This is a genomic window from Paenibacillus odorifer, assembly GCF_000758725.1.
In the GTDB taxonomy this organism is placed as follows: Bacteria; Bacillota; Bacilli; order Paenibacillales; family Paenibacillaceae; genus Paenibacillus_AQ; species Paenibacillus_AQ odorifer.
Genome location: NZ_CP009428.1, coordinates 654,879 through 675,456, shown reverse-complemented (window position 1 = coordinate 675,456; position 20,578 = coordinate 654,879). Strand labels below are relative to the sequence as shown.

Below are 20,578 nucleotides of genomic sequence, written 5' to 3'. Positions count from 1 at the left end.
ATGCTTAGGTGCATACAACCATACTTAAGAGCATACAACCATACTTAGGTGCATACAACCATACTTAGGTGCATACGACCATGCTTAGGTGCATACAACCATACTTAAGAGCATACAACCATACTTAGGTGCATACAACCATACTTAGGTGCATACGACCATGCTTAGGTGCATAAGACCCTACTTAGGTGCATACGACCCTACTTAGGTGCATACGACCATACTTAGGTGCATACAACCATACTTAAGAGCATACAACCATACTTAGGTGCATACAACCATACTTAGGTGCATACGACCATGCTTAGGTGCATAAGACCCTACTTAGGTGCATACGACCCTACTTAGGTGCATACGACCATGCTTAGGTGCATACATCAAACTCAGGTTTTGTACATTTAGTAGTTTAGCAACAGAACATGGCGAATCCCCTACTTCTCTAGCTTCGCCCGCTCTTCCTGCTCATCAAAATAAAGGTTCAGTAGCTTCAGAAAAACGTTAGGGAACGCATAGTTAGCCATGTCTTCGCGGCTGATCCAGCGCACTGCTCCGCCGTCCTCTGGACTAGCGTTCCCGTCCTCAAATCTCTCGATAGGCATGCTGCTGTCGATCCCTGAGAACAAGTCCGCTTCCGCGTTGTACACCCCCCGTCCTTCTGCCGCTATCGGCAGCGGAAGGGCGTCCTCTACGCTGCAGCGGTACACCTGCAGCGTCCACACGATATGGCTGAAGATATGCTCAGCAGCCATCCAGTGCTTTTCAGGCCGGGCAGAGATCCCGGCCTCCCGCAGTGACCGGCGCAGCCGGTCCAGCGCCGCTGCTTCCGGCAGCCGCGCGCCTTTGGCGCCGCCTTCCACAGGCGGCGCTGGCCAGTGCGGCAGCTCCCACATGCGGGCTAACAGCCCGCTTTGTGGCCGCTGCCGGATGAGCACTTGGCCCGCGTGGGCACCGCGGCCCTCAATTAAGGCCGCCAGCCGCTCCTCAGGGCGCGGCGGCTTGGCCTTGGTCTTGACGGGCAGCGAGGTCTCGCAGCCCGCCAGGCGCGCGGCGCAATGCTCCATCACCGGGCAGGTTAAACAGCGCGGTGACTTAGGAGTGCATACGAGCGCCCCGAGCTCCATCAGGGCCTGATTAAAGGATGCCGCTTCTCCCTCCGGGATCAGTTCAGCTGCCAGGTGCTCCATTTTTACGCGGGTGGGTCCCTTGGCGATATCATCCTCTATCAGGAAGTATCGGGACAACACCCGCATCACATTGCCGTCGACCGCTGGCTCCGGCCGATTGAACGCAATGCTAAGGATAGCTCCTGCCGTATAAGGTCCCACTCCCTTTAAACTGAACACAGCCTCGCGATCATTCGGCACCTGCCCGCCATACAGCTCTTTGACTTGCTTGGCCGCATGCTGTATATTGCGAGCACGAGAATAATAACCTAAGCCTTCCCAGCACTTAAGCACGTCCTCTTCTGGTGCATCGGCGAGCGACTCCACGGTAGGAAACCTTTCGATAAACCGATTGAAATACGGGATTACCGTATCCACCCTTGTCTGCTGCAGCATTATTTCGGAAATCCAAATATAATAAGGATTGCGGTGCCGACGCCAAGGCAAATCCCGTTTCTGCCCTTGATACCACTCCAGCAAATGATAGCTGAAATATTGCTTAGCCTCCTGCAGCTCCTGTTCCTCTTGAACTTGTATATCTTGTTGTGTCATTATAACGCTCCTTGCCCTTCTATAATCAGGGTTCAATTTATGAACCTAGCCCTTCCACGACGGCAAAAGCCGAAGCCAAATCACGACCATGTGTTATCGTAAGATGAATGTTGTACTTCTGTCCATCTGGAAGATTTAGTCTGCTCCAGGCTTCGCACGATAAAGTCACCTCTGGCTTTCCTTTAGCATCAGGCAATATCTCAATATCCTGAAAACCAACTACATTGCCGATGCCACAGCCTAAAGCCTTCACAACTGCTTCCTTGGCAGCAAAACGCCCGGCTACGAACTCAGCCAACCTCCCGCTTCGCTCTTCAGCAAGTTGATATTCCTGCTCTGTTAAGACGCGCTGGTTAAATTTCTTGCCCAGTCCTCTATTTATTACCTCTGAGATTCGTTCAATTTCTAACACATCATGTCCAATTCCGTAAATCAACACTTCACGCTCCTTATGGACGTGTATCCCATTTTGCTTCAATAATGGTATGATCAATCATATGAAGTATTATTAAAAGTAATAGTCCTGCAAGATTCTTTCTGCTATCTTAAAAGAAAATGCGCTCTAAGTCTATCCAGCGACTTCACGATAAACTTGCTGATTTACTTCATTTTTATATATGGAGAGGGGATTACCCTATGAATCATCGTAATTTTGAAATACCTGCCGGAGACGGAGCTGTTCTCCGCTGCTCACACTTCCCAGCCCAAGGCAAAGCCAAAAGCGTTATAGTTATAGCCCATGGCTACAAAGGTTTTAAAGATTGGGGAATGTTTCCTTACATAGCCACAACTCTCAGCCAGGAGCATGAAGTGATCACTTTTAACTTCTCTCATGCTGGCATCGGAGAAGATCTGCTGCATTTCACTGAGCTTGAGAAGTTCGCCCGCAACACCTATCGCCGTAGCTTAAAGGACATGGAAATCCTGTTGTCTTATCTTAGCCAACACCCGAAATTCGGCAGCTTGCCCTTATTCCTTCTCGGCCACAGTCTCGGAGGGGGAATTTGTTTGGTCTACACGCTTGATCATCCCAATGAGATCAGCGGAGTAATCTCCTGGAACGGGGTTACGAAACTCGATTTGCTGACGGAAGAACAAAAGCAGCAGATGAAGGAAACAGGAAGAACCTATGTCCTTAATGGACGTACTGGCCAACAAATGCCGCTGGATGCTGTAATTTTAGAAGATATGGAGAACAACAAAGAACGTTATAACATCCTTGAACGCATACAGAAAGCGTCCTTCCCAGTTGTTCTTATTCAAGGCAGTCAAGATGGAGTACATCTCCGCCAAGGGTCTGAGCATCTCATCAAACTTCGGCCAGATATTAGCTGGGTGCAGGTTCCTGAGGGTAATCATACGTTCAACACTGTGCATCCTTTTGCTGGCACGACTCCGCAATTAGAGCTCGCGATTGCTGCGACAACTAATTTTATCGATCAGACACTTACGCTTACCGAATAATTATTCTTCTTAGTCTATCCAGCTATCCAACTCACAAAAACCGCCACGAGCTCTGCTGCTACGCAGACCCGTGGCGATTTCTAGTTCAACCTATTCTAAATCCCCGGAATAACATTACGCTTATGTGCCGTTCTCCGGTAATAATTCTCAAGCTTCTCAGCTACCTCAGGATTAACCTGTTTACCTTCCAGATAGTCACTGTTATCGTCATAAGTAATGCCCAGCTCGGTTTCATCCGTCTGACCCGGCCATAAGCCCGCCGTAGGTGCTTTTGTGACAATATCCGCAGGCACACCAATATGTGCAGCCAGCTGACGTACCTGACGTTTATTAAGTGTGGATAGTGGTGTAATATCTACAGCGCCATCGCCCCACTTCGTGTAGAAGCCGGTAATTGCTTCAGAAGCATGATCCGTTCCTACTACAATCAGATTGTTCTCAAAAGCGAGTGCATATTGCATAACCATACGTGTTCTGGCTTTAACATTTCCTTTGCCTTGATGCGTCATATGGCGGTGTTGGCCTATTGATTTCAGACCATGCTCAACTTCAAGGGCAATTTCATTTACAGCTTCCTCAATGTTGGTCTCCACAGTATGAGTCAGATTAAAAGCTTTGGCAACATCATAGCTGTGCTCGATATCTTCCTGAACCCCATAAGGCTGGAATACTCCAAGCGTCATATACTCTGTGCCTTTTTCTGCCGACAGCTCGTCCGTAGCCTGTTTACAAAGACCCGCGGCTACCGCACTGTCCACTCCACCACTAATGGCGATCAATAATCCTTTAGCCCCTGCGTTCAGCACGTACGACTTTAAGAAATCAACCCGTTTGCGTGCCTCAACCTCTACATCAATCGTTGGCTTCACGCCAAGATCCGCAATAATTTCCTTCTGTAAACTCACCAAACACACCTCGTTCCATCAGAAATGGTTCCATATCCATCAAAATATCCACCCAAACGAAGCTCATGCTTCTAAGCATATTCTATCCCATTATTGCTCTTATATTTTGAAAAATCCCGCATGCAGCCAATTTGCCGGCTGATGCGAGATTATATGGAATAACTGTTTTTACTGGCACAAACGATTGAAGACCTCTTTCAATTCAGCAGCAATTTCAGCAGCCGAACGATCTTCTACGCCATGACGTTCAATAAAGTGAACGAGTTCTCCATCCTTCATCAGTGCGATGGAAGGTGAGGATGGCGGATAAGGAGCAAAATATTCACGTGCTTTAGCAGTAGCTTCTTTCTCTTGACCTGCAAACACTGTGAACAAGTGATCCGGAGTGATTTCATTTTGCAAAGCCTGAGCTACACCTGGACGACATTGTCCAGCAGCACAACCACAGACCGAATTTACGACTACAAGCGATGTTCCTTTTGCGGTTGGAAGAGTAGCTTCCACCTCTTCTGGAGTCATAAGCTCCTGAAACCCGATACTTGTCAGGTCATCACGCATAGGCTGAATTGAATCTCTCATATATTGATTAAAAGACATGGACATTTCTCTGCACTCTCCTTCACTTTTCAACTGTTTGTCAGATAATATTACAGCAGTACTTACTAACTTTATTATACATTCATACTCTGTGAAAGCAAGAGATGCTGTAGAGGGTGATTCAATCTAAGAGCGAACCCCGCTGGGTTCCTCCTTATCCAATGGGAAGGAGATCGTAAATACCGTCCCCTCTCCTTCTACAGACTCTACATTTATTTTACCGTTATGCCGCTCCACAATACTTAGGCACAAGGATAAGCCTAGACCTGTTCCCTGGATTTTCGTCGTAAAAAAGGGAAGAAACAGCTTCTCACGTTGACTTTCTGACATACCAACGCCGCTATCGGTGACAATCAACTCCACTTTATCATGAGTACTGCGTGTTTCCAGCGTCAGCACCCCCTTAGGTCCCATAGCCTCCATGCCGTTGCGTCCTAAATTGAGTATGAGCTGCTTGATTTCCCGGACATTCAGCTCTAATTCATGCAGTGATGGGCTCAGCTTCAGTTCAACACTTTGACCGCGAAGATTAGCATCAGCCCACAGCAATGGACTAACTTCTTCTATAATATGGTGCAGCAGCACCTTCTCTTTATCAGAAACCCGGCTCTGTGCCAAGGATAAAAAATCATTAATAATACTATTAGCGCGGTCCAGCTCTTCCATCACAATCTGATAATAAGAATCCAATTCTTGAGCACTCTTTTCTCTCATCAGCTGCAAAAAACCCCGAACTACCGCCATAGGATTACGAATCTCATGGGTAATTCCAGCAGCCATCTGCCCGACCAAGCTCAAACGTTCCACATGATCGAGCTCTACACGTAGTTTTTCCTCATTGGTCATATCCTGCACAATAATTACAGCACCACTTGTTACCCCTGAGCTCTTATGCATTAACGGCGCTGAATAAATCTGATAGATGCGCGACTCATGAATCATTTTTTCACTGGAACGCCGTTTAGAGCGGATATTATCACTTACCCGCATATATGCCTGTGTATCCACTGAGCTGTGAAAAAACTTTTTTACCGGTTCGTCAATAATATCCTCTTTTCGCAAATTGGGATAATGAGCCCGCATCATTCCTAACATGCAATCGTTAAGGTCAGTTACAACTCCGTGTTCATCCAGAGACATAATACTCAGAGGGACTACATTGGTAATCTGCTGCAGCTTCTCGGACTCCCACTGGAAACTTTCACTGATATTCTCCATCTGTACTTTATCCTGCAATCTACTTCTAACCATCTCAACATAATATACAAAAATACCACCTAAAGCGATGGTGAAAAACAGATATACCGTAATCAGAAATGCTTGCACGGAATTAGATTCATATATATTTTCCCCGCCTATAATAGGGACTAACGCAATAAATAGCATGCTTGGACAAAGAATCATCCATAACATACCGATCTTCTCAACTACTGTACCTTTCTTAAAAGGTTTGGCCAGTCCAAACAGTAGCGGATATAATAAAATCCCTGAATTCAATATCACATTACTGATTCCTGTAGGCTCCGCGATGATTACATTGCAGATAAGCAAAAAAATGGACAGCAAAATGCCCGAACGGGTAGTTCCATATAAAATACCAATATACGCAGGGACTAATCCTAAATTTAAATAGGCTACACCAAACAAAGTTGTCGAAAGAAGAGAGCACAGGATAAGACTAAACGTACACGCAAAAATCAAAAAGGTCTGATCATTTGGAAGCTTCCCCTTTTTCCGTGTCACAAATCTACGGTCCACCCACCATTGAAAAAGAAAAAGAAAGGAGCATGCTGCCGATATTTGCAATAAGATATCCTTAACCGCACCAATAATTACAATCACACCCCAAAATGGACAAATTACCCTACATGCTTAGATTAAAGCACAGGATTACTCTCCTGACAACGATAATCACCTAATGATTGGACAAGACTGGTTACATGTGAATCAGAATGGTATGATTCCGTTAGGAATACCCGCGGAATAGGCTTCCGTGTCTTAACATGTAAAGGAGTTAAATTTCATGAGCAATTACGATGTGATCGTCATTGGGGGCGGCCCTTCGGGTCTAATGGCAAGCGTGGCCGCTGCAGAACACGGGGCATCCGTTCTGCTAATCGACAAGGGAGCAAAACTAGGCCGAAAGCTCGGAATATCTGGTGGCGGACGCTGCAATGTTACCAACGTCAAGGAAAGAGACGAGCTAATCGCCCATATTCCAGGAAACGGGCGTTTTTTGTATAGTGCCTTCGACCATTTTAATAATCAGGATATCATCGCCTTTTTTGAAGGTTTAGGCATTGCATTAAAAGAAGAAGATAACGGGCGGATGTTTCCCGTTTCCGATAAGGCCTCTAGTGTCGTCTCTGCCTTAATTAGCAAAGTACGGAGTCTAGGCGTACAGATTATGACCGACAGTCCCGTCTCAAGAATAATCTATAACGAAGGGGCTGTTAAGGGAGTCCAACTGAGCTCGGGCAAGACGATCGCCTGCACTGCTGTTATCATCGCTACCGGAGGCAAGTCCGTACCACAGACCGGCTCCACGGGAGATGGTTACCCTTGGGCAGAAGCCGCAGGGCACACGATCACCGAGCTGTTCCCGACAGAGGTGCCGATTCTTTCACGGGAAGAATGGATTAAGTCCGGCGAGCTGCAAGGTCTGTCGCTACGTGATGTAGCCCTCACTGTGTGGAATCCGAAAGGAAAGAAGGTCATCTCTCATCGAGGGGATATGATATTCACCCATTTTGGATTATCAGGACCCATTGCACTGCGGTGCAGCCAATTTCTGAGACAAGTCCAACGTAAATCCGGCACAGATACGGTGGAGATGTCCATCGATCTCTTCCCTGATCTGAACGCACAGGAAGTAGAATCTATGTTGCAGGATAAGCTGGATCAGGAACCAAAGAAAGCGATCCGCAATTCGCTGAAAGGACTGTTGCCAGAACGTCTCATCCCCCTCTTGCTGACTAAAGCTGAATTAGATGGGGATACAACCGGTCATCACGTCTCCAAGAATGGATTGCTTCTATTGGCTGGGATTTTGAAACGCATGCCGGTTTATGTGCATGGCACCCGGTCCCTATCCGAGGCCTTTGTTACCGGCGGTGGGGTAAATCTGAAGGAGATCGATCCCAAAAGAATGGAATCGAAGCTTATGCCGGGGTTATTCTTCTGCGGCGAGGTACTCGATATCCATGGCTATACAGGAGGCTACAATATAACAGCGGCCTTCTCAACAGGATATACAGCAGGCAAACACGCCGCTGACATTCGACTGGGATAATCTCTAGTGCAACGTGAATATCCTCCAAGCAGCTTACTGCTTTGAAAATGGCGGACCGTGCGATTCTCTCATTAATTAGAGAATCGCTCCTCTGTTTTGGGTTCGTTAGCTATGTGGAGCGTCTGCCTAATCAGCTACTGCGGCTTCGGACCCAGATGACGTTATTTACGTATTTTTCACCTTATTGGCAGGGTTTCGGACTCCAACGACGCTATTCCTTATAATGAGGCTCATATATGGTGTTTTTCATGGCAATAGCAACTATGGAGTCCGTTAGCATCCCAAAAGTGGAAAAATAGTATGTTTAGGAGCAGCTGTGTCCGATAGGCTAGCTAGGTACCTCATACGTACGTGCGTGCAATAGATCGAATCAAGACAAAAAAAGAAGAGTGCCCCAGCAGCCTTTTTACGGCTTATGGGGCACTCTTCCGTTCTATTTATATCTTTATTTCGCTAAGCGAAATGTTCCAAATATTCTAGAGCTAAACAGTGCAACGATATAACCTAGCGGGATGAACAGGATAATCCCAAACCATCCATATAAGGAAATACAGATCAGCGCAGAACAAATGATTGAAAAAGGAAGCAGTAAGATAGGGACCGCACGCAGCCCCGCTTCGGCTTTTTGTTCTTTCGTAAACGGCAGAATTCCGATGTAATCATCTCCCACGAATAACGACCAGAACGACAACAGCCAATTGGTCATGAGGGAAATTAAAACTATAAAACCCAGCCATTTGAACCCTGATGGAATGATAAATATCGCTAGAAGGGACACAGCAGTAAACGATAAGTAGAGCTTTAAATGGGCAGGATTCCGTACAAGTGCCTTAATCGCTGCCGCAGAGAAACGGCTCTCGGCAGTTTTTGATTTTAGCAAAGGCTGTGATTTCCGGAAAATCCACGGCTTATGGCGGGTCGGACGTGGCTTATCCAGTACGCCGCGGAGCAATAGGGCCGCTATTTTCATCCGCTGCTTATAATCTTCACGCACATCGTTCATGAATGTCCCACGCATCACTATACGCCGCTGAAGAGCGATTACCGCTACGACTGCAAAGAGTGCTGCAATCAGCAGCATAAAAACTGGACGGTTGTTCCAAAACGCAGCTGCACGGAAATAAATCCCACAGGGAACGGAGATGGCCAGAATCAGCCACAGCCAGCGCCGCCAGCCTTGCTTTTGTACTTTTACAATATGCCCAAGTAATTTAACGCACCAGCTACATGCCAGAGTTAGAGCGAACAGCGCCCATACCTCGGATGACAGCATTCCATATCCCCGAACCAGGAAAGGTAATAACAGCACAAAAGCTACACAGAACTTCAACGATGTTACGATCAGGCTGTACAGCAACCCGCGAAACATGATCGTATTTATCCATCGCTGCCGTTGTCTTAGAAATAATAGATCCCCTTCCTGCAATAATAGCACCAGTCCACCTCTACAGAGCAGGAGCACTAATAATGAAGGAATCAACATAAACGGCAAATCTGCACTCCAAGCTGGCAGTGCCTCATTCCAGAACCCGTAATATAACCGTCCTCCCAGAAATCCTCCGGGAATCAGTATATATAACAGCACAGTCCAATCTGCTGCCGTACGAATAATAGCAGATTGCTCACGCCAATGAGAAAATAATCGCCGCCAGAATAGCTTTTTGGAGGTAGGAAAAGCAAACCCTCGCTGCTTCTGCTTACTCATGTCAGTTCGTCGAAGCAATCAAACAACGACGCCTCCGGCAGCCCAGCATAATCACGTATATCTTCAAGCGTTCCTGCAGCGGCAACCCTGCCACCCGAGATCAGCACAAAATCATCGCAAATTTTCTCAGCAGTATCCAATACATGCGTAGACATTAATACACCAGCTCCGCGCTGCCGCTCCGCTTCCAGCAGTCGCAGGAAATCTTTAGTGGCCCGAGGATCCAAGCCGATAAAAGGCTCGTCCACAATATAAACATCCGGCTGTACCAAAAAGCCCAGCATCAGCATCATTTTCTGTTTCATACCCTTAGAGAAGCCAGCTGGAAGATCATCACGGACATGATTCATACCGAACTGCTTCAGTAATCTCTCCGCCGTTTCTTGAAACTGCTCATATTTTAGTCCATAAGCAGCAGCAGCCAAATCTAAGTGCTCCCATAAGGTCAGATCCTCATAAAACACTGGCTGCTCCGGTACATAAGCATAGGACTTATTAACTCCATTAAAGGAGACCTTAGCTTTGGTATTCTTAAGCAAACCGAGCAATGTTTTGATTGTAGTACTTTTTCCCGCACCATTTGGTCCGATCAGTCCGAGCAGCTGTCCACGCCGCACCTGAAATGAAATATCGAATATGCATGGGGCACCTGCTTCATAGCCTGCTTCATCGATCTCAACATCGAGTACAATCTCTTCGTCGCTCTCGGTATCCCCTGTTATTTCTACATTCTCCATATTCGCCAACTCCTAAATATTTCTTATAAATATTATTATCGAAATTCCAATCCAGAAAGATAGCTTCTCTAATCGTACTATATATACTTTCTCCAAGGAAGCATACTGATTTTTTCACAGCTAAGAGAACTACTCTTATATTTAAAAAGAAACCTCCCATTAAAGAGAGGTCTGTCCGAGAAGCTCTAGGTTATTTGTTGCTGAAATTCCTTCCTCACGTTTAATTGCCGCTTCATCTCTCCGCTCGATTTTACCACGCAGCATTAACAGCAACACTCCAAGCAGGGCTGTAAGCGTACCAGAGAGAATGAACGCCGGGACAGGTCCTGACGCTGTAACTAAAGCCCCACCGGCTACAGGTCCTAAGATAACAGCCGCACTTGTTAGACTGCCTATAGTTCCAAATACACGGCCCGTGTATTCCGCAGGGGTCCGCTGTTGCAGCATAGAATTGAAGGGAATAAACGCAAGGCCTGCTCCCACACCAGCAAACATAAAAGAACCAAACAAAGCGATGTTCATCCAGAGTCCAGCCTGACCGTGGGCAGTTACAATTCCTGCACTTGAGAAAACAACCCCCATAATTACAGCTCCCAATCCCATGAAGACGAGCGTATGTTTACCACTGCCTATACGGCTTACAAGCAGGGCAGACAGTAAGGTGCCAAGACCACTGGCTGCCACACACCAACCCAGCAGATCTCCGTTCACACCCGGAATTTCCCGGAATAACGTTACAATCTGCGAATCACCAATTTGCAGCATTAGCAGCACTAGCACCAGCATAGCAATCCCGCAAAGCACTACAGGCATTCCCACGATCACCTGCAGACCCGCCGACATTTCTTGGCGAAAAGACTTCCGAGCACCATTCTCCCCTGTGCTATCCTCTGCTGCATCTTTCTTCAGTGCAGCCGCACGCGGCAGTCCTATTAAGATGACCGCCGATAAAATGAAGGTAGCCGAGTCAATCACATAACAAGCGGCAATACCAAATGCGGCAACCAGCAGTCCACCTAGAGCAGGACCTACAATTTTGGTTATTTGTTCAATAGATGAGCTAAGCGCCATGGCTTTATCCATCTGGGCCGCAGGGACAAGCTCCTTGAGCTTTCCGCTTTTGGCTGGTGAAAAGAGTACATCCATGATCCCTTTAGCTACCAACAGGACATATACCTGCCAGAGAGAACCTGCAAATACCAAACAAACAACGATTCCGGCACGAGCTAGATCGGAACCAATCATCAGCGCCTTGCGGTTAAAACGATCACTTAAATAACCTGCAAACGGCCCTCCCAAGAGCAACGGCACAGCCATACATAAAGATATAGCCGTAATTTCCCACGGTGTAGCATTCCATTTAAAACCTACCATTGTCAGTAGCGCTAGTATATGCAACCAGTCTCCCACATTCGATACAAGCTGTGCGGCAATAAGCAGCATAAAGGGCTTATTCGCCGTCAGCTTTCCTTCTTTTGAATCATGAGCCAGCTGTTCCTCCATCTTACTTCACTCCCCGTTACTATTTCTCGATGAAGTAATAGTAAAATATTGGAGAACATCAATCATCCGTCTGGAGGCGTAAATAGCGCTTGAACCTAAGGCTGAAATTCTTATCCTTTCAAAGACTGAAATCAAAAAAACCTTCGTTTTTATCGTATTTAAAAAATTGTTTGATTTTTAATAATTAAAAGTGTGCTCATTGTGACAAATCACATGTTCTTCATTCGCTCTTTCACGTATTCTAAGGTTATCTCAAGGTTCGTTGCACAGGTAACCCGTGCACTAATGACTATTGATTGCAAACTGTGCGATGAGTTCACACATGATTAACGATAGAGGGTGGAGAAGCATGATACAATCTTACGAACGTGATACGCAATTAACACTACATTTGTACCGGGTATTTGCCAAGTCTTTTAAGAGCATTAATGAACATGCTGTTACCGGCAGCAAAATTGAAGGTTTTAATCCGACTGCCTTTGCCGTTATGGAAGTGTTGTACTATAAGGGACCACAACCCATTCAACAAATTGGCGCCAAGCTGCTGCTGCAAAGCGGCAACGTTACTTACGTAATCGATAAGCTTGAGGAACGCGGCTATTTGCAGCGTAAGCCTTGTCCGAGCGACCGCCGTGTGATTTTTGCGGAGCTGACTACGGAAGGTGAACGTCTCATGAATGAGATGTATCCGAAATATTCAGAACGCCTGCATCTTGCTTTCAGCGGTCTGAATGATGATGAGAAGGAACAAATGATTGTTCTGCTCAAAAAGATGGGTCTACAAGCTGAGAAGCTGTCCCCTCTTCCTCGTAAGTAAGAGTCGCTTATTTATGTGTTACAGACAAGCTATTCTTGATTTCTGTTAATGGTAAAAAGAAAACCAATAGGCGATTCTCCGATTTATTTGAGAATCGCCTATTGGTTTTTTTGTTCTGCGCCGGCTTACTTGAGCAGATGATCGGTAAGTCGATGCCGAAGACGGACTTTGAGGTCCGCTTTTGGCAAACCTCGGATCATAGTCATCCTTATTCGGCAGGACTTGCAAGCATGCTTCCGATTGGACTTGGCGAGCACGCTTCCGATTGGGCGTCCCTTTCAGCTGACCGTTACTATCGCTCTCGGTAAAATTCACTTTTGATGTAACCCGCTATATTTTCAGCGCCGGATCTTGATGAACCTGAGCAGTAACTTAGGGAATAACTGCATTCTATACAGCTATTTCGTATGCAAATCGGCTCATTCTAACTTTAAGTGTATTCTGTACAATTAAAAACCAGACAAACCACCCCTAGGCGAGTAAATCAAGAAAATAGGTGTACTAAATACAGCTATATCCATTGAAAAAGTTACCGGCAGGATTATAGTTGTACGAAATACAACTAAACGCGTCTATCCACTGCTTCCATCGACGCTCTACTCTAGAGGTTACATCAATCTGGCGTGCCACCGTCCGTTATTCCGTGCGTGATTCCATGTGCTACTCCGTCCGTTAGTCCATGTATCACTCCATGCGCTATTCCGTGCGTCATTCCATGCGCCACTCCAAGAGTCAATTCGTATGGTTCAACCACTTTAACACGCTATCTACCTAATAAGTTATGCCTTTTTCAAGGACGATGTAGCATCCTCTACTGAAGGCACACCCTTGCGCAAACCCCAGGATATTATCAGCGACAAAACAGCGAAAACTGCCATTACGATAAATAATGAATGAAGACCACCTTCAAGGGCATCACGCAGACTATTTGATACTTCCCCAGACAGGTTAGTTCCTGCATGCGATCCAAGCAGCTTATTAATATCATCCCCTGAGATGTTCGAATCCGGTTGTTTTCTTAACAGCTTATCAATATTCAAGTTCAGCCAAGAACCAAAAATAGCCACCCCAACAGTCTGTCCTAAAGAACGCGTGAACGCATTAAGCGCTGTAGATGCTCCCCGTTGCTCATACGCAACAGAGGACTGCGCAATAATCGTAAAGACTGTAGAAGAATACCCGAAGCCAACTCCACAGACCAGCATCAAGCATAAAAGCAGCAGCTGTGAAGACTCACCTGTTAAGAAAGCCAGGCCAATAGCCCCGGCAGCGATCATAATCAACCCAAGCATTGCGGTTCGACGCGAACCCGCTTTTAGAATCATCCGCCCTCCGGCGATCGAACCAAACATCCAGCCTACCGACATCGGCGCCAGTAGCAAACCTGAGATGGCGGCGCTTTTTCCGGATACACCCTGCACCCATAATGGCACATACGTAGAAAGCCCAATAATTAATGTGCTTACCAGCAGGTTAGCGCCAGTAGATACCGCTATGTTGCGGTTCGAGAATAGACCCAGCGGCAACATAGGTTCAGGAGCACGACGCTCCACAAAGAAAAATAAGACTAGCAGGATAACAGCCACACTTAGAGTTGCGATTAGCAGTGGGGATGTCCACTCCAGATTCTGTCCTCCTGTGGAGAGACCGAAGAGCAATGCGCCCATACCAGCAGCGAACAGCAGCACCCCTGCCACATCAATTTGTGCTTTCCGACGTACCTTCTCTTCCTTCAGATAACGGGCAATAAATACCATTGCTAATAAACCGAATGGCAGATTAAAAACAAATACCCAGCGCCAGCTTAGGTAATCTACTACATATCCCCCAAGAAGAGGACCTACCAAAGAGGAAATCCCCCATACAGAGCTAAGTAATCCTTGTGTCTTCGCTCTCTCCTCGATACTGTAAATATCCCCGATGATGGTAAAGGTCATTGGAATGAGCGCACCCGCGCCAATCCCCTGTATTGCACGGAACAGGATCAGCTGCTCCATACTTTGCGAAATACCGCATAATAACGAGCCTAATAAAAAAACAGCTGCCCCCCACATGAACACCGGCTTGCGTCCAAAGAGATCACTGATTTTGCCGAAAATAGGAGTAGTAATAGCCATTGCCAGCAAATAAGAAGTGAATATCCAGCTAAGCCACTGCATTCCCTGAAATTCACCTACGATAGCTGGACCCGCTGGTCCTGTTACCGTTCCTTCAATCGCAGCTAGAAAGGTAGCTAGCAGCACCCCTATCAGTATTAATTTACGTTCTAAATCCCCTGTTGACTTCAATGTTCCAATCCCTCTCTTTATGTAATAAAATCATTCCCATTCCCCACGTAGAAGCGCATGTAGGGTCACATCCTGAAAGCCGGAAGGTGTCTGGCGATATTGACGCAGTATACCTTCCTTCTGAAAGCCGAGCGTTTGAACCAGCCTCTCCGCACGATTATTATCAGGATGACACAGCGCTTCTATCCGATTCAGCCCCATCCTATTAAAGCCGAAGTCGAGCACTAAACCAAGCGCTTCTTTCATATATCCAAGTCCCCAAAAGGCAGGCGCCAGATCGCAGCCAATTTCCCCGCGGTAAGCTCCCTGAAACTGCCAATAGTTATAACCGCAGCTCCCTATAACTTCACCTTCGGGTCCTACAATACTCCAGCGCAAGCTCTCCTCTTCCTGAGCCATCTGTAATAAAAAAGCAATCAGTTGCTTAGTCTCTTCTATAGAGGATAATGCTGGAGCCCCCAGCCAGCGGGTGACCTCTGGATGAGACCAGATCTGATATAATGCTGAAGCATGCTCAGTAGTCATAGCGCACAGCTTCAATCTACTGCCGACCAGTGTGGGTATCACTCCATTGCAGATATACAAATCTCTGCCCCCCTTCAACTTATCAATTATACATCATTCAAGAGTATATCCTTAAGATAAAAGTTCTAAATTCTTTAACATTGAAAAGAACAAATTCTACGCGTTAACATAAAAAGACGTCTGCATCAGGGGGCATACACTCCCTAAATACAGACGCTTTTTATTCAACTTAACTACAATGATTTCATTCCGCTTCATGAATAACTTCACTGCATAACACCTGAAGTTTGGCTCGAATATCCTTGAACTCTTCAATTCCAGTCCCCGTAATACTGTACCCTTCGGTATGGGCAGTCAGAAAGTTGTCCAGTGTCAGCTTTTCCAATTCCTGTTTCACTTCGCGTTCTCCTACACGATACCCCAGATCTTCAAGTCCGAGCAGCATCTCTGAGATCGTCACATCTTTATCCCGTGCACAATAAAGCATATGAATTCCTATGAACAAGTTCTGTACATCAGCGCGCATATTCCACCTCTTCCGGCTATATAGCCTTCGGTATTTATACTAGCATTACCCTCTGACCGATCCTCGGAAACATTATTGTGGCTGTTGCGCATTTCATGGACTTCAAGGAACATTCCATATTGTTACAGATTGGTATTGTCGCTTGACGTATCATGTCTAGCTGTACTATGTTGATAATTACAGTTATGAGTTCATATTTGAATTTAAAGTACAGGAAGGTGATGCTTCATGTTTCAAGCTATGCCTTACGATGGAACACGCAACGAGCAGTTTGAAGCGGTTCTAATCCAACTAGAAGCATTAGTAAAGGACGAACCAAGTGCTACGGCCAACCTGGCCAATGCTTCGGCACTGCTTAAACACGCTATGCCGGATACGAATTGGGCCGGTTTTTATTTATTTGATGGCAAGGAGCTTGTGCTCGGACCTTTCCAAGGTCTTCCTGCCTGCATCCGCATCCCGTTGTCTCGTGGAGTCTGCGGAACGGCTGCTGCGGAACGACGCACGTTAGTAGTTGGAGATGTCCATGCATTCCCGGGACATATCGCCTGTGACGCAGCTTCAAACAGCGAAATTGTTGTCCCGCTGATCAAGGATGATCGTTTGCTTGGCGTACTCGATATCGACAGTCCGCTGAAAGATCGTTTTGATGATGAGGAACGCCGGTTCCTGGAGCGGTTCGCTGCCCTGGTATCGGAAGTTATCTAAAGCAGCTCTGCCTTATAAAGCATAAGAAATAGGCTGTCTCATTTGTAGGAATCTCCTACTTATAAGACAGCCTAATCTTGTTGAGCCTATAGCCGTACCGGACTGATATTCCAAATCTCCGCGGCGTAGCGGCTAATCGTATTATCGCTAGAGAATTTACCGGAATGACCAATATTTATAATAGACTTCTTCAGCCATTCCTGACGGTTGCGGTATGCCCGGTCAATCTCGACATGAGTCTCGACATAACTTGCGAAATCCTTAAGTACAAAGAATTCATCGTTATTATCCAAAAGAGAATGGAAAATGGTCTCAAACTCCGCACCATGACAGCATATAGGTCCCGGATTAACCAACTGATCCAATACTTCCTTCACACGACTATCCCCATTGTAGATATCACGTGCGTGATAGCCGCCATGCTGATAATAATCCATTACCTGCTCAGCGCGAAGACCGAACAGGAACATATTGTTGTCCCCTACCATCTCATGCATTTCCACGTTAGCGCCGTCCATCGTACCTACGGTCAATGCACCGTTCATCATAAACTTCATATTCCCCGTACCGGAGGCCTCTTTACTCGCTGTAGAGATCTGTTCACTAATATCCGCAGCAGGAATGATCTTCTCGGCCAAAGATACCGAATAATTCTCAAGGAAAAAGATACGAATCTTGCCTCTAACATCCGGATCTTTGTTGACAGCCTCTGCCACAGTATTGATCAGCTTGATAATTCGCTTCGCCAAATGATAGCTTGGTGCCGCCTTTGCTCCGAATATAAACGTGCGCGGTACCATATCCATCGAAGGATTATCTTTGATTTGGTTGTACATATGCAGAATATGCAAAATATTAAGCAGCTGCCGCTTATAAGCATGCAGGCGCTTCACCTGAACATCAAAAATAGAGTCGGGGTCTACATGTACCGAATGCTTGCTGTAGATGTATTCAGCCAACTTGAGCTTATTCCGCCGTTTAATGCTGGCCACTTGTTCTTGGAAGGAAGCATCCTCACAATATTTAATCAAGCCAATCATCTCTTGCGGATGGCTCATCCAGCGGGTTCCTATCGATTGATTGATTAGGTTAGCCAGATCCGGATTGGCATGCATCAGCCAGCGCCGGTGAGTAATCCCATTCGTCTTATTATTGAAGCGGTGCGGGTACATTTCATTAAAGAGCCGCATTTCGCGTTTCATCAATATTTCTGTATGCAGCGCCGCTACCCCATTGACACTATGGCTCGCCACAATCGCCAGATGGGCCATGCGAACCTGATCGTCATGAATAATCGCCATCTGTGAAATCCGGTCCTGATCACCGGGATAACGGCTCATCAGCTCGCCGCAGAAGCGGGCATTGATCTCTTCAATAATAAGAAAAATACGTGGAAGCAAGTCCCTGACCATTTGAATAGGCCATTTCTCCAGCGCTTCGCTCAAGATCGTATGATTAGTATAGGACACCATACGAGTTGTAATACTCCACGCCTCATCCCATCCTAATCCATGTACATCCATCAGAATCCGCAGCAATTCAGGGATTACAAGCGTCGGATGTGTATCATTGATATGAAGTGCAACCTTGTCGGGCAACGATTGTATAGGGAGTCCAAGCTTTCCAAAGGTTCGCAGAATACTTTGCAGGCCAGCACTGCAGAGGAAGTATTGCTGCTTCAACCGCAACAGCTTGCCTTCGTATTGTGAATCATCCGGATACAGAAACTCCGAGATGGATTCTACGGAACGCTTATATTCCAGGAATTTATGATAGTCTGAACCCGCAAAAGAGCCAAATGTTCTCGCTGGCTGAGTGATGGACTCCGCACTCCAGTTGCGCAGTGTATTCACATGCCGCCGATCTGCACCAATGATAGGCACATCATACGGAACTGCACGAACGGCCTCATATTGACTATGCTCAAAGATAAGCCGCCCGTTCTCCTCGCGAGTCTCAATCACGCCCCAGAACCTTACTTCTACCTGCTTGTCTTCACGACGCACTTCCCATACATTATCATTTTGCAGCCAGTAATCGGGCAGTTCCACCTGATACCCGTCAACGATTTTCTGCTCGAACAAGCCGTATTTATAACGTATACCGCAACCATGCCCCGCATATTGCAGGGAGGCCAGTGAATCCAAGAAACAAGCAGCTAGACGTCCAAGTCCTCCATTGCCAAGCCCAGCGTCGGCTTCTACCTCCTCAATATCCTGCAGCGAGAAACCAAGATCGGCCAATCCCTCACGCACGACCTCCAGCACGCCCATATTCAGCAGATTGTTCCCCAGAAGTCTTCCGATCAGAAACTCCATAGAAAAATAGTATACCTGCTTATCCTTATCCGTCTTGTACTTTTGATTGGTATCCGCCCAATTTTTCCCGGCATTCTCGCGAATCATGTTGCCTAATATTTTATAGACATCAGCATTCGAGGCTTCCTCCAAAGGTTTGCCCAATTTACTGATGAGCGTCTCGCGAAACACCTGTTTGAAAGTTTCTTTATCGTTAAACAACAGCAGGTTCCTCCTGACAAAAGCTTTTTTTAGGGATGCATTAGACTATGCCTGTAGATCAGATAGGTTATACTGTTTCGTTTCATCTAATCCAGTTGGTTTATATTTTGCTGCTCTTGGCGATGACGAACGGACGTTTACTATCCCCGACGAGAATTCGATTCTTACTTAAATGTACGTCTTTATCCATGATCACATTCTCAATAACAGCATCTTCCTCTATAATGCACTTCTGCATAATAACAGAGTTGATGATCTTCGCTCCTTTACGTACCTGAACCCCACGAAAGATCACGCTGTTCTCCACCGTTCCAGCTATAATGCAGCCGTTAGCCACCAGTGAATTGCTGACATTTGCACTCTCTAAATATCGGGTAGGAGCCTCATATTTAATCTTCGTCTGCACGGGACTTTCTTTGAACAGACTAAAGTAATTCTCCTGCTGAAGCAGCTCCAGACTATTCTTATAATAGCTTTCCAATGAATTAATTACGGCATGATAGCCATGATATTCATAAGCAGCGATTTTGAATTTATGGCGGTTTTTCTGAATCACATCACGGAAAAAATAACTCTCACCATGTGCAATGCAATGTTCCACCTGCTCCAGGAACAGTTTTTTCTCCATAATGAAGATATCGAGATATAAATTGGGATGATCCTTCTCATGATGGATATTGGTCACATTATTCTCTTCGTCCACTTCAATACGCTGGCATAACTCATGTTCTGGCTGCAATTGCTCTATTTTTTTGTATACTACTGTAACGTCGGCACCCTTCTCCAAATGATAGCTGTACAAGTCTTGGAGATCGATAGTATTAATATGCTGGCTGCCGGAAAACACAATATATTTAGCAGATCCCCGTTTAAAAAGATCCAGATTATTATGATAATGCTGAAGGTCGCCAAGAGAAGTATCGGTGGGATCATTCCAGTCCGGAGGCAAAATAAATAGTCCCCCATGCTTGCGATTCATATCCCAAGATTTGCCGTCACCCAAATGGTCCATTAAAGAACGGTATTTACGGCGAACAAACAGGCCCACGCTCTCCAGATCCGCACGCATCATATTGGAAAGCACGAAATCTATCAACCGATAACGACTGGCAAAAGGTACGGCTGCACCACAGCGGAAATAAGTGAGTTCATTTAGTTTATCGAGTTCATGATCCAGATTAATTACACCCATGAGTTGCTTCATCGGAATCCACCGTCCTCTTATAATTTATAAGAAAGTATAAGTTTCACTATATACTTTATCCTTATAAATCTCG

19 protein-coding genes are annotated in these 20,578 nt (G+C 46.1%); 5 read left to right on the top strand and 14 right to left on the bottom strand.

The genetic code is table 11. The features are described 5' to 3' along the window. Positions 1 to 431: 431 nt before the first annotated feature. Together mutY and acpS are read right to left on the bottom strand one after the other, a co-directional pair. A complete protein-coding gene (gene mutY / locus PODO_RS02940) occupies positions 432 to 1,715 on the bottom strand; it encodes an A/G-specific adenine glycosylase (protein ID WP_052096750.1) in 1,284 nt (427 codons plus the stop codon). 37 nt (positions 1,716 to 1,752) lie between these two features. Further along, a complete protein-coding gene (gene acpS, locus PODO_RS02935; protein WP_036676819.1) occupies positions 1,753 to 2,151 on the bottom strand; it encodes a holo-ACP synthase in 399 nt (132 codons plus the stop codon). 200 nt (positions 2,152 to 2,351) lie between these two features. Between acpS and PODO_RS02930 the strand changes: the two genes are divergently transcribed. Next, positions 2,352 to 3,179: an alpha/beta hydrolase gene (locus PODO_RS02930; RefSeq protein WP_036676817.1), complete on the top strand. Its 828-nt coding sequence runs from the start codon at positions 2,352 to 2,354 to the stop codon at positions 3,177 to 3,179. Between the two features lie 95 nt (positions 3,180 to 3,274). Here the strand turns inward: PODO_RS02930 and nadE are convergent, their stop codons facing one another. The 3 genes from nadE to PODO_RS02915 form a co-directional block, all read right to left on the bottom strand. Then, a complete protein-coding gene (nadE, locus tag PODO_RS02925; protein ID WP_036676815.1) occupies positions 3,275 to 4,084 on the bottom strand; it encodes an NAD(+) synthase in 810 nt (269 codons plus the stop codon). A 168-nt stretch (positions 4,085 to 4,252) separates the two neighbouring features. Further along, positions 4,253 to 4,687 carry a BrxA/BrxB family bacilliredoxin gene (locus PODO_RS02920; RefSeq protein ID WP_036676813.1) on the bottom strand — a complete coding sequence of 145 codons (435 nt, stop codon included), beginning with the start codon at positions 4,685 to 4,687 and terminating at the stop codon, positions 4,253 to 4,255. A gap of 120 nt (positions 4,688 to 4,807) precedes the next feature. After that, entirely contained in the window at positions 4,808 to 6,424 is a 1,617-nt protein-coding gene (locus PODO_RS02915) for an ATP-binding protein (protein ID WP_080742386.1), read from the bottom strand. Positions 6,425 to 6,704: 280 nt separating this feature from the next. Between PODO_RS02915 and PODO_RS02910 the strand changes: the two genes are divergently transcribed. Beyond that, the gene (locus PODO_RS02910) at positions 6,705 to 7,973 is read left to right on the top strand and encodes a BaiN/RdsA family NAD(P)/FAD-dependent oxidoreductase (RefSeq protein ID WP_038568608.1); all 1,269 of its coding nucleotides are present in this window, start codon (positions 6,705 to 6,707) and stop codon (positions 7,971 to 7,973) included. Positions 7,974 to 8,418: 445 nt separating this feature from the next. Here the strand turns inward: PODO_RS02910 and PODO_RS02905 are convergent, their stop codons facing one another. The 3 genes from PODO_RS02905 to PODO_RS02895 form a co-directional block, all read right to left on the bottom strand. Further along, positions 8,419 to 9,678: an ABC transporter permease gene (locus tag PODO_RS02905; protein ID WP_038568606.1), complete on the bottom strand. Its 1,260-nt coding sequence runs from the start codon at positions 9,676 to 9,678 to the stop codon at positions 8,419 to 8,421. Then, positions 9,675 to 10,415 (bottom strand): ABC transporter ATP-binding protein, encoded by a 741-nt coding sequence (locus PODO_RS02900; protein WP_036676805.1) that lies wholly within the window; start codon positions 10,413 to 10,415, stop codon positions 9,675 to 9,677. Before PODO_RS02900 ends, PODO_RS02905 begins: the two co-directional genes overlap by 4 nt. 159 nt (positions 10,416 to 10,574) lie before the next feature. Continuing rightward, a complete protein-coding gene (locus tag PODO_RS02895) occupies positions 10,575 to 11,918 on the bottom strand; it encodes an MFS transporter (RefSeq protein WP_051490936.1) in 1,344 nt (447 codons plus the stop codon). Positions 11,919 to 12,267: 349 nt separating this feature from the next. On the opposite strand from PODO_RS02895, the gene PODO_RS02890 reads away from it, so the two are divergent. Beyond that, a complete protein-coding gene (locus tag PODO_RS02890) occupies positions 12,268 to 12,735 on the top strand; it encodes a MarR family winged helix-turn-helix transcriptional regulator (RefSeq protein WP_036676802.1) in 468 nt (155 codons plus the stop codon). A gap of 35 nt (positions 12,736 to 12,770) precedes the next feature. Beyond that, positions 12,771 to 13,043 (top strand): hypothetical protein, encoded by a 273-nt coding sequence (locus tag PODO_RS02885; protein ID WP_155288075.1) that lies wholly within the window; start codon positions 12,771 to 12,773, stop codon positions 13,041 to 13,043. Between the two features lie 305 nt (positions 13,044 to 13,348). On the opposite strand, the gene PODO_RS30870 is transcribed toward PODO_RS02885, so the two are convergent. The 4 genes from PODO_RS30870 to PODO_RS02870 form a co-directional block, all read right to left on the bottom strand. Beyond that, a complete protein-coding gene (locus tag PODO_RS30870; RefSeq protein WP_155288074.1) occupies positions 13,349 to 13,489 on the bottom strand; it encodes a hypothetical protein in 141 nt (46 codons plus the stop codon). Between the two features lie 25 nt (positions 13,490 to 13,514). Further along, on the bottom strand, positions 13,515 to 15,032 hold the full coding sequence (locus PODO_RS02880) for an MDR family MFS transporter (protein ID WP_038568601.1): 1,518 nt from the start codon (positions 15,030 to 15,032) through the stop codon (positions 13,515 to 13,517). Positions 15,033 to 15,053: 21 nt separating this feature from the next. Then, positions 15,054 to 15,608 carry a GNAT family N-acetyltransferase gene (locus PODO_RS02875; protein ID WP_038568599.1) on the bottom strand — a complete coding sequence of 185 codons (555 nt, stop codon included), beginning with the start codon at positions 15,606 to 15,608 and terminating at the stop codon, positions 15,054 to 15,056. A 184-nt stretch (positions 15,609 to 15,792) separates the two neighbouring features. Next, the gene (locus tag PODO_RS02870) at positions 15,793 to 16,074 is read right to left on the bottom strand and encodes a hypothetical protein (RefSeq protein ID WP_036676794.1); all 282 of its coding nucleotides are present in this window, start codon (positions 16,072 to 16,074) and stop codon (positions 15,793 to 15,795) included. 228 nt (positions 16,075 to 16,302) lie between these two features. Between PODO_RS02870 and PODO_RS02865 the strand changes: the two genes are divergently transcribed. Then, complete coding sequence (locus PODO_RS02865) at positions 16,303 to 16,782, top strand: GAF domain-containing protein (RefSeq protein WP_036676791.1); 480 nt, start codon at positions 16,303 to 16,305, stop codon at positions 16,780 to 16,782. 86 nt (positions 16,783 to 16,868) lie between these two features. Here the strand turns inward: PODO_RS02865 and PODO_RS02860 are convergent, their stop codons facing one another. Together PODO_RS02860 and glgD are read right to left on the bottom strand one after the other, a co-directional pair. Then, complete coding sequence (locus PODO_RS02860; protein WP_038568597.1) at positions 16,869 to 19,301, bottom strand: glycogen/starch/alpha-glucan phosphorylase; 2,433 nt, start codon at positions 19,299 to 19,301, stop codon at positions 16,869 to 16,871. 100 nt (positions 19,302 to 19,401) lie between these two features. Next, positions 19,402 to 20,505 (bottom strand): glucose-1-phosphate adenylyltransferase subunit GlgD, encoded by a 1,104-nt coding sequence (gene glgD / locus PODO_RS02855; protein WP_036676786.1) that lies wholly within the window; start codon positions 20,503 to 20,505, stop codon positions 19,402 to 19,404. Between the last annotated feature and the right edge of the window lie 73 nt (positions 20,506 to 20,578).

Excerpts from the sequence above, each read along its gene's own strand:
- PODO_RS02895 (WP_051490936.1), bottom strand. The coding sequence starts at position 11,918 with ATGGAGGAACAGCTGGCTCATGATTCAAAAGAAGGAAAGCTGACGGCG.
- mutY (WP_052096750.1), bottom strand. The coding sequence starts at position 1,715 with ATGACACAACAAGATATACAAGTTCAAGAGGAACAGGAGCTGCAGGAG.
- PODO_RS02890 (WP_036676802.1), top strand. The coding sequence starts at position 12,268 with ATGATACAATCTTACGAACGTGATACGCAATTAACACTACATTTGTAC.
- PODO_RS02905 (WP_038568606.1), bottom strand. The coding sequence starts at position 9,678 with ATGAGTAAGCAGAAGCAGCGAGGGTTTGCTTTTCCTACCTCCAAAAAG.
- PODO_RS02930 (WP_036676817.1), top strand. The coding sequence starts at position 2,352 with ATGAATCATCGTAATTTTGAAATACCTGCCGGAGACGGAGCTGTTCTC.
- glgD (WP_036676786.1), bottom strand. The coding sequence starts at position 20,505 with ATGAAGCAACTCATGGGTGTAATTAATCTGGATCATGAACTCGATAAA.
- PODO_RS02870 (WP_036676794.1), bottom strand. The coding sequence starts at position 16,074 with ATGCGCGCTGATGTACAGAACTTGTTCATAGGAATTCATATGCTTTAT.
- PODO_RS02910 (WP_038568608.1), top strand. The coding sequence starts at position 6,705 with ATGAGCAATTACGATGTGATCGTCATTGGGGGCGGCCCTTCGGGTCTA.
- PODO_RS02920 (WP_036676813.1), bottom strand. The coding sequence starts at position 4,687 with ATGTCCATGTCTTTTAATCAATATATGAGAGATTCAATTCAGCCTATG.
- PODO_RS02900 (WP_036676805.1), bottom strand. The coding sequence starts at position 10,415 with ATGGAGAATGTAGAAATAACAGGGGATACCGAGAGCGACGAAGAGATT.
- PODO_RS02865 (WP_036676791.1), top strand. The coding sequence starts at position 16,303 with ATGTTTCAAGCTATGCCTTACGATGGAACACGCAACGAGCAGTTTGAA.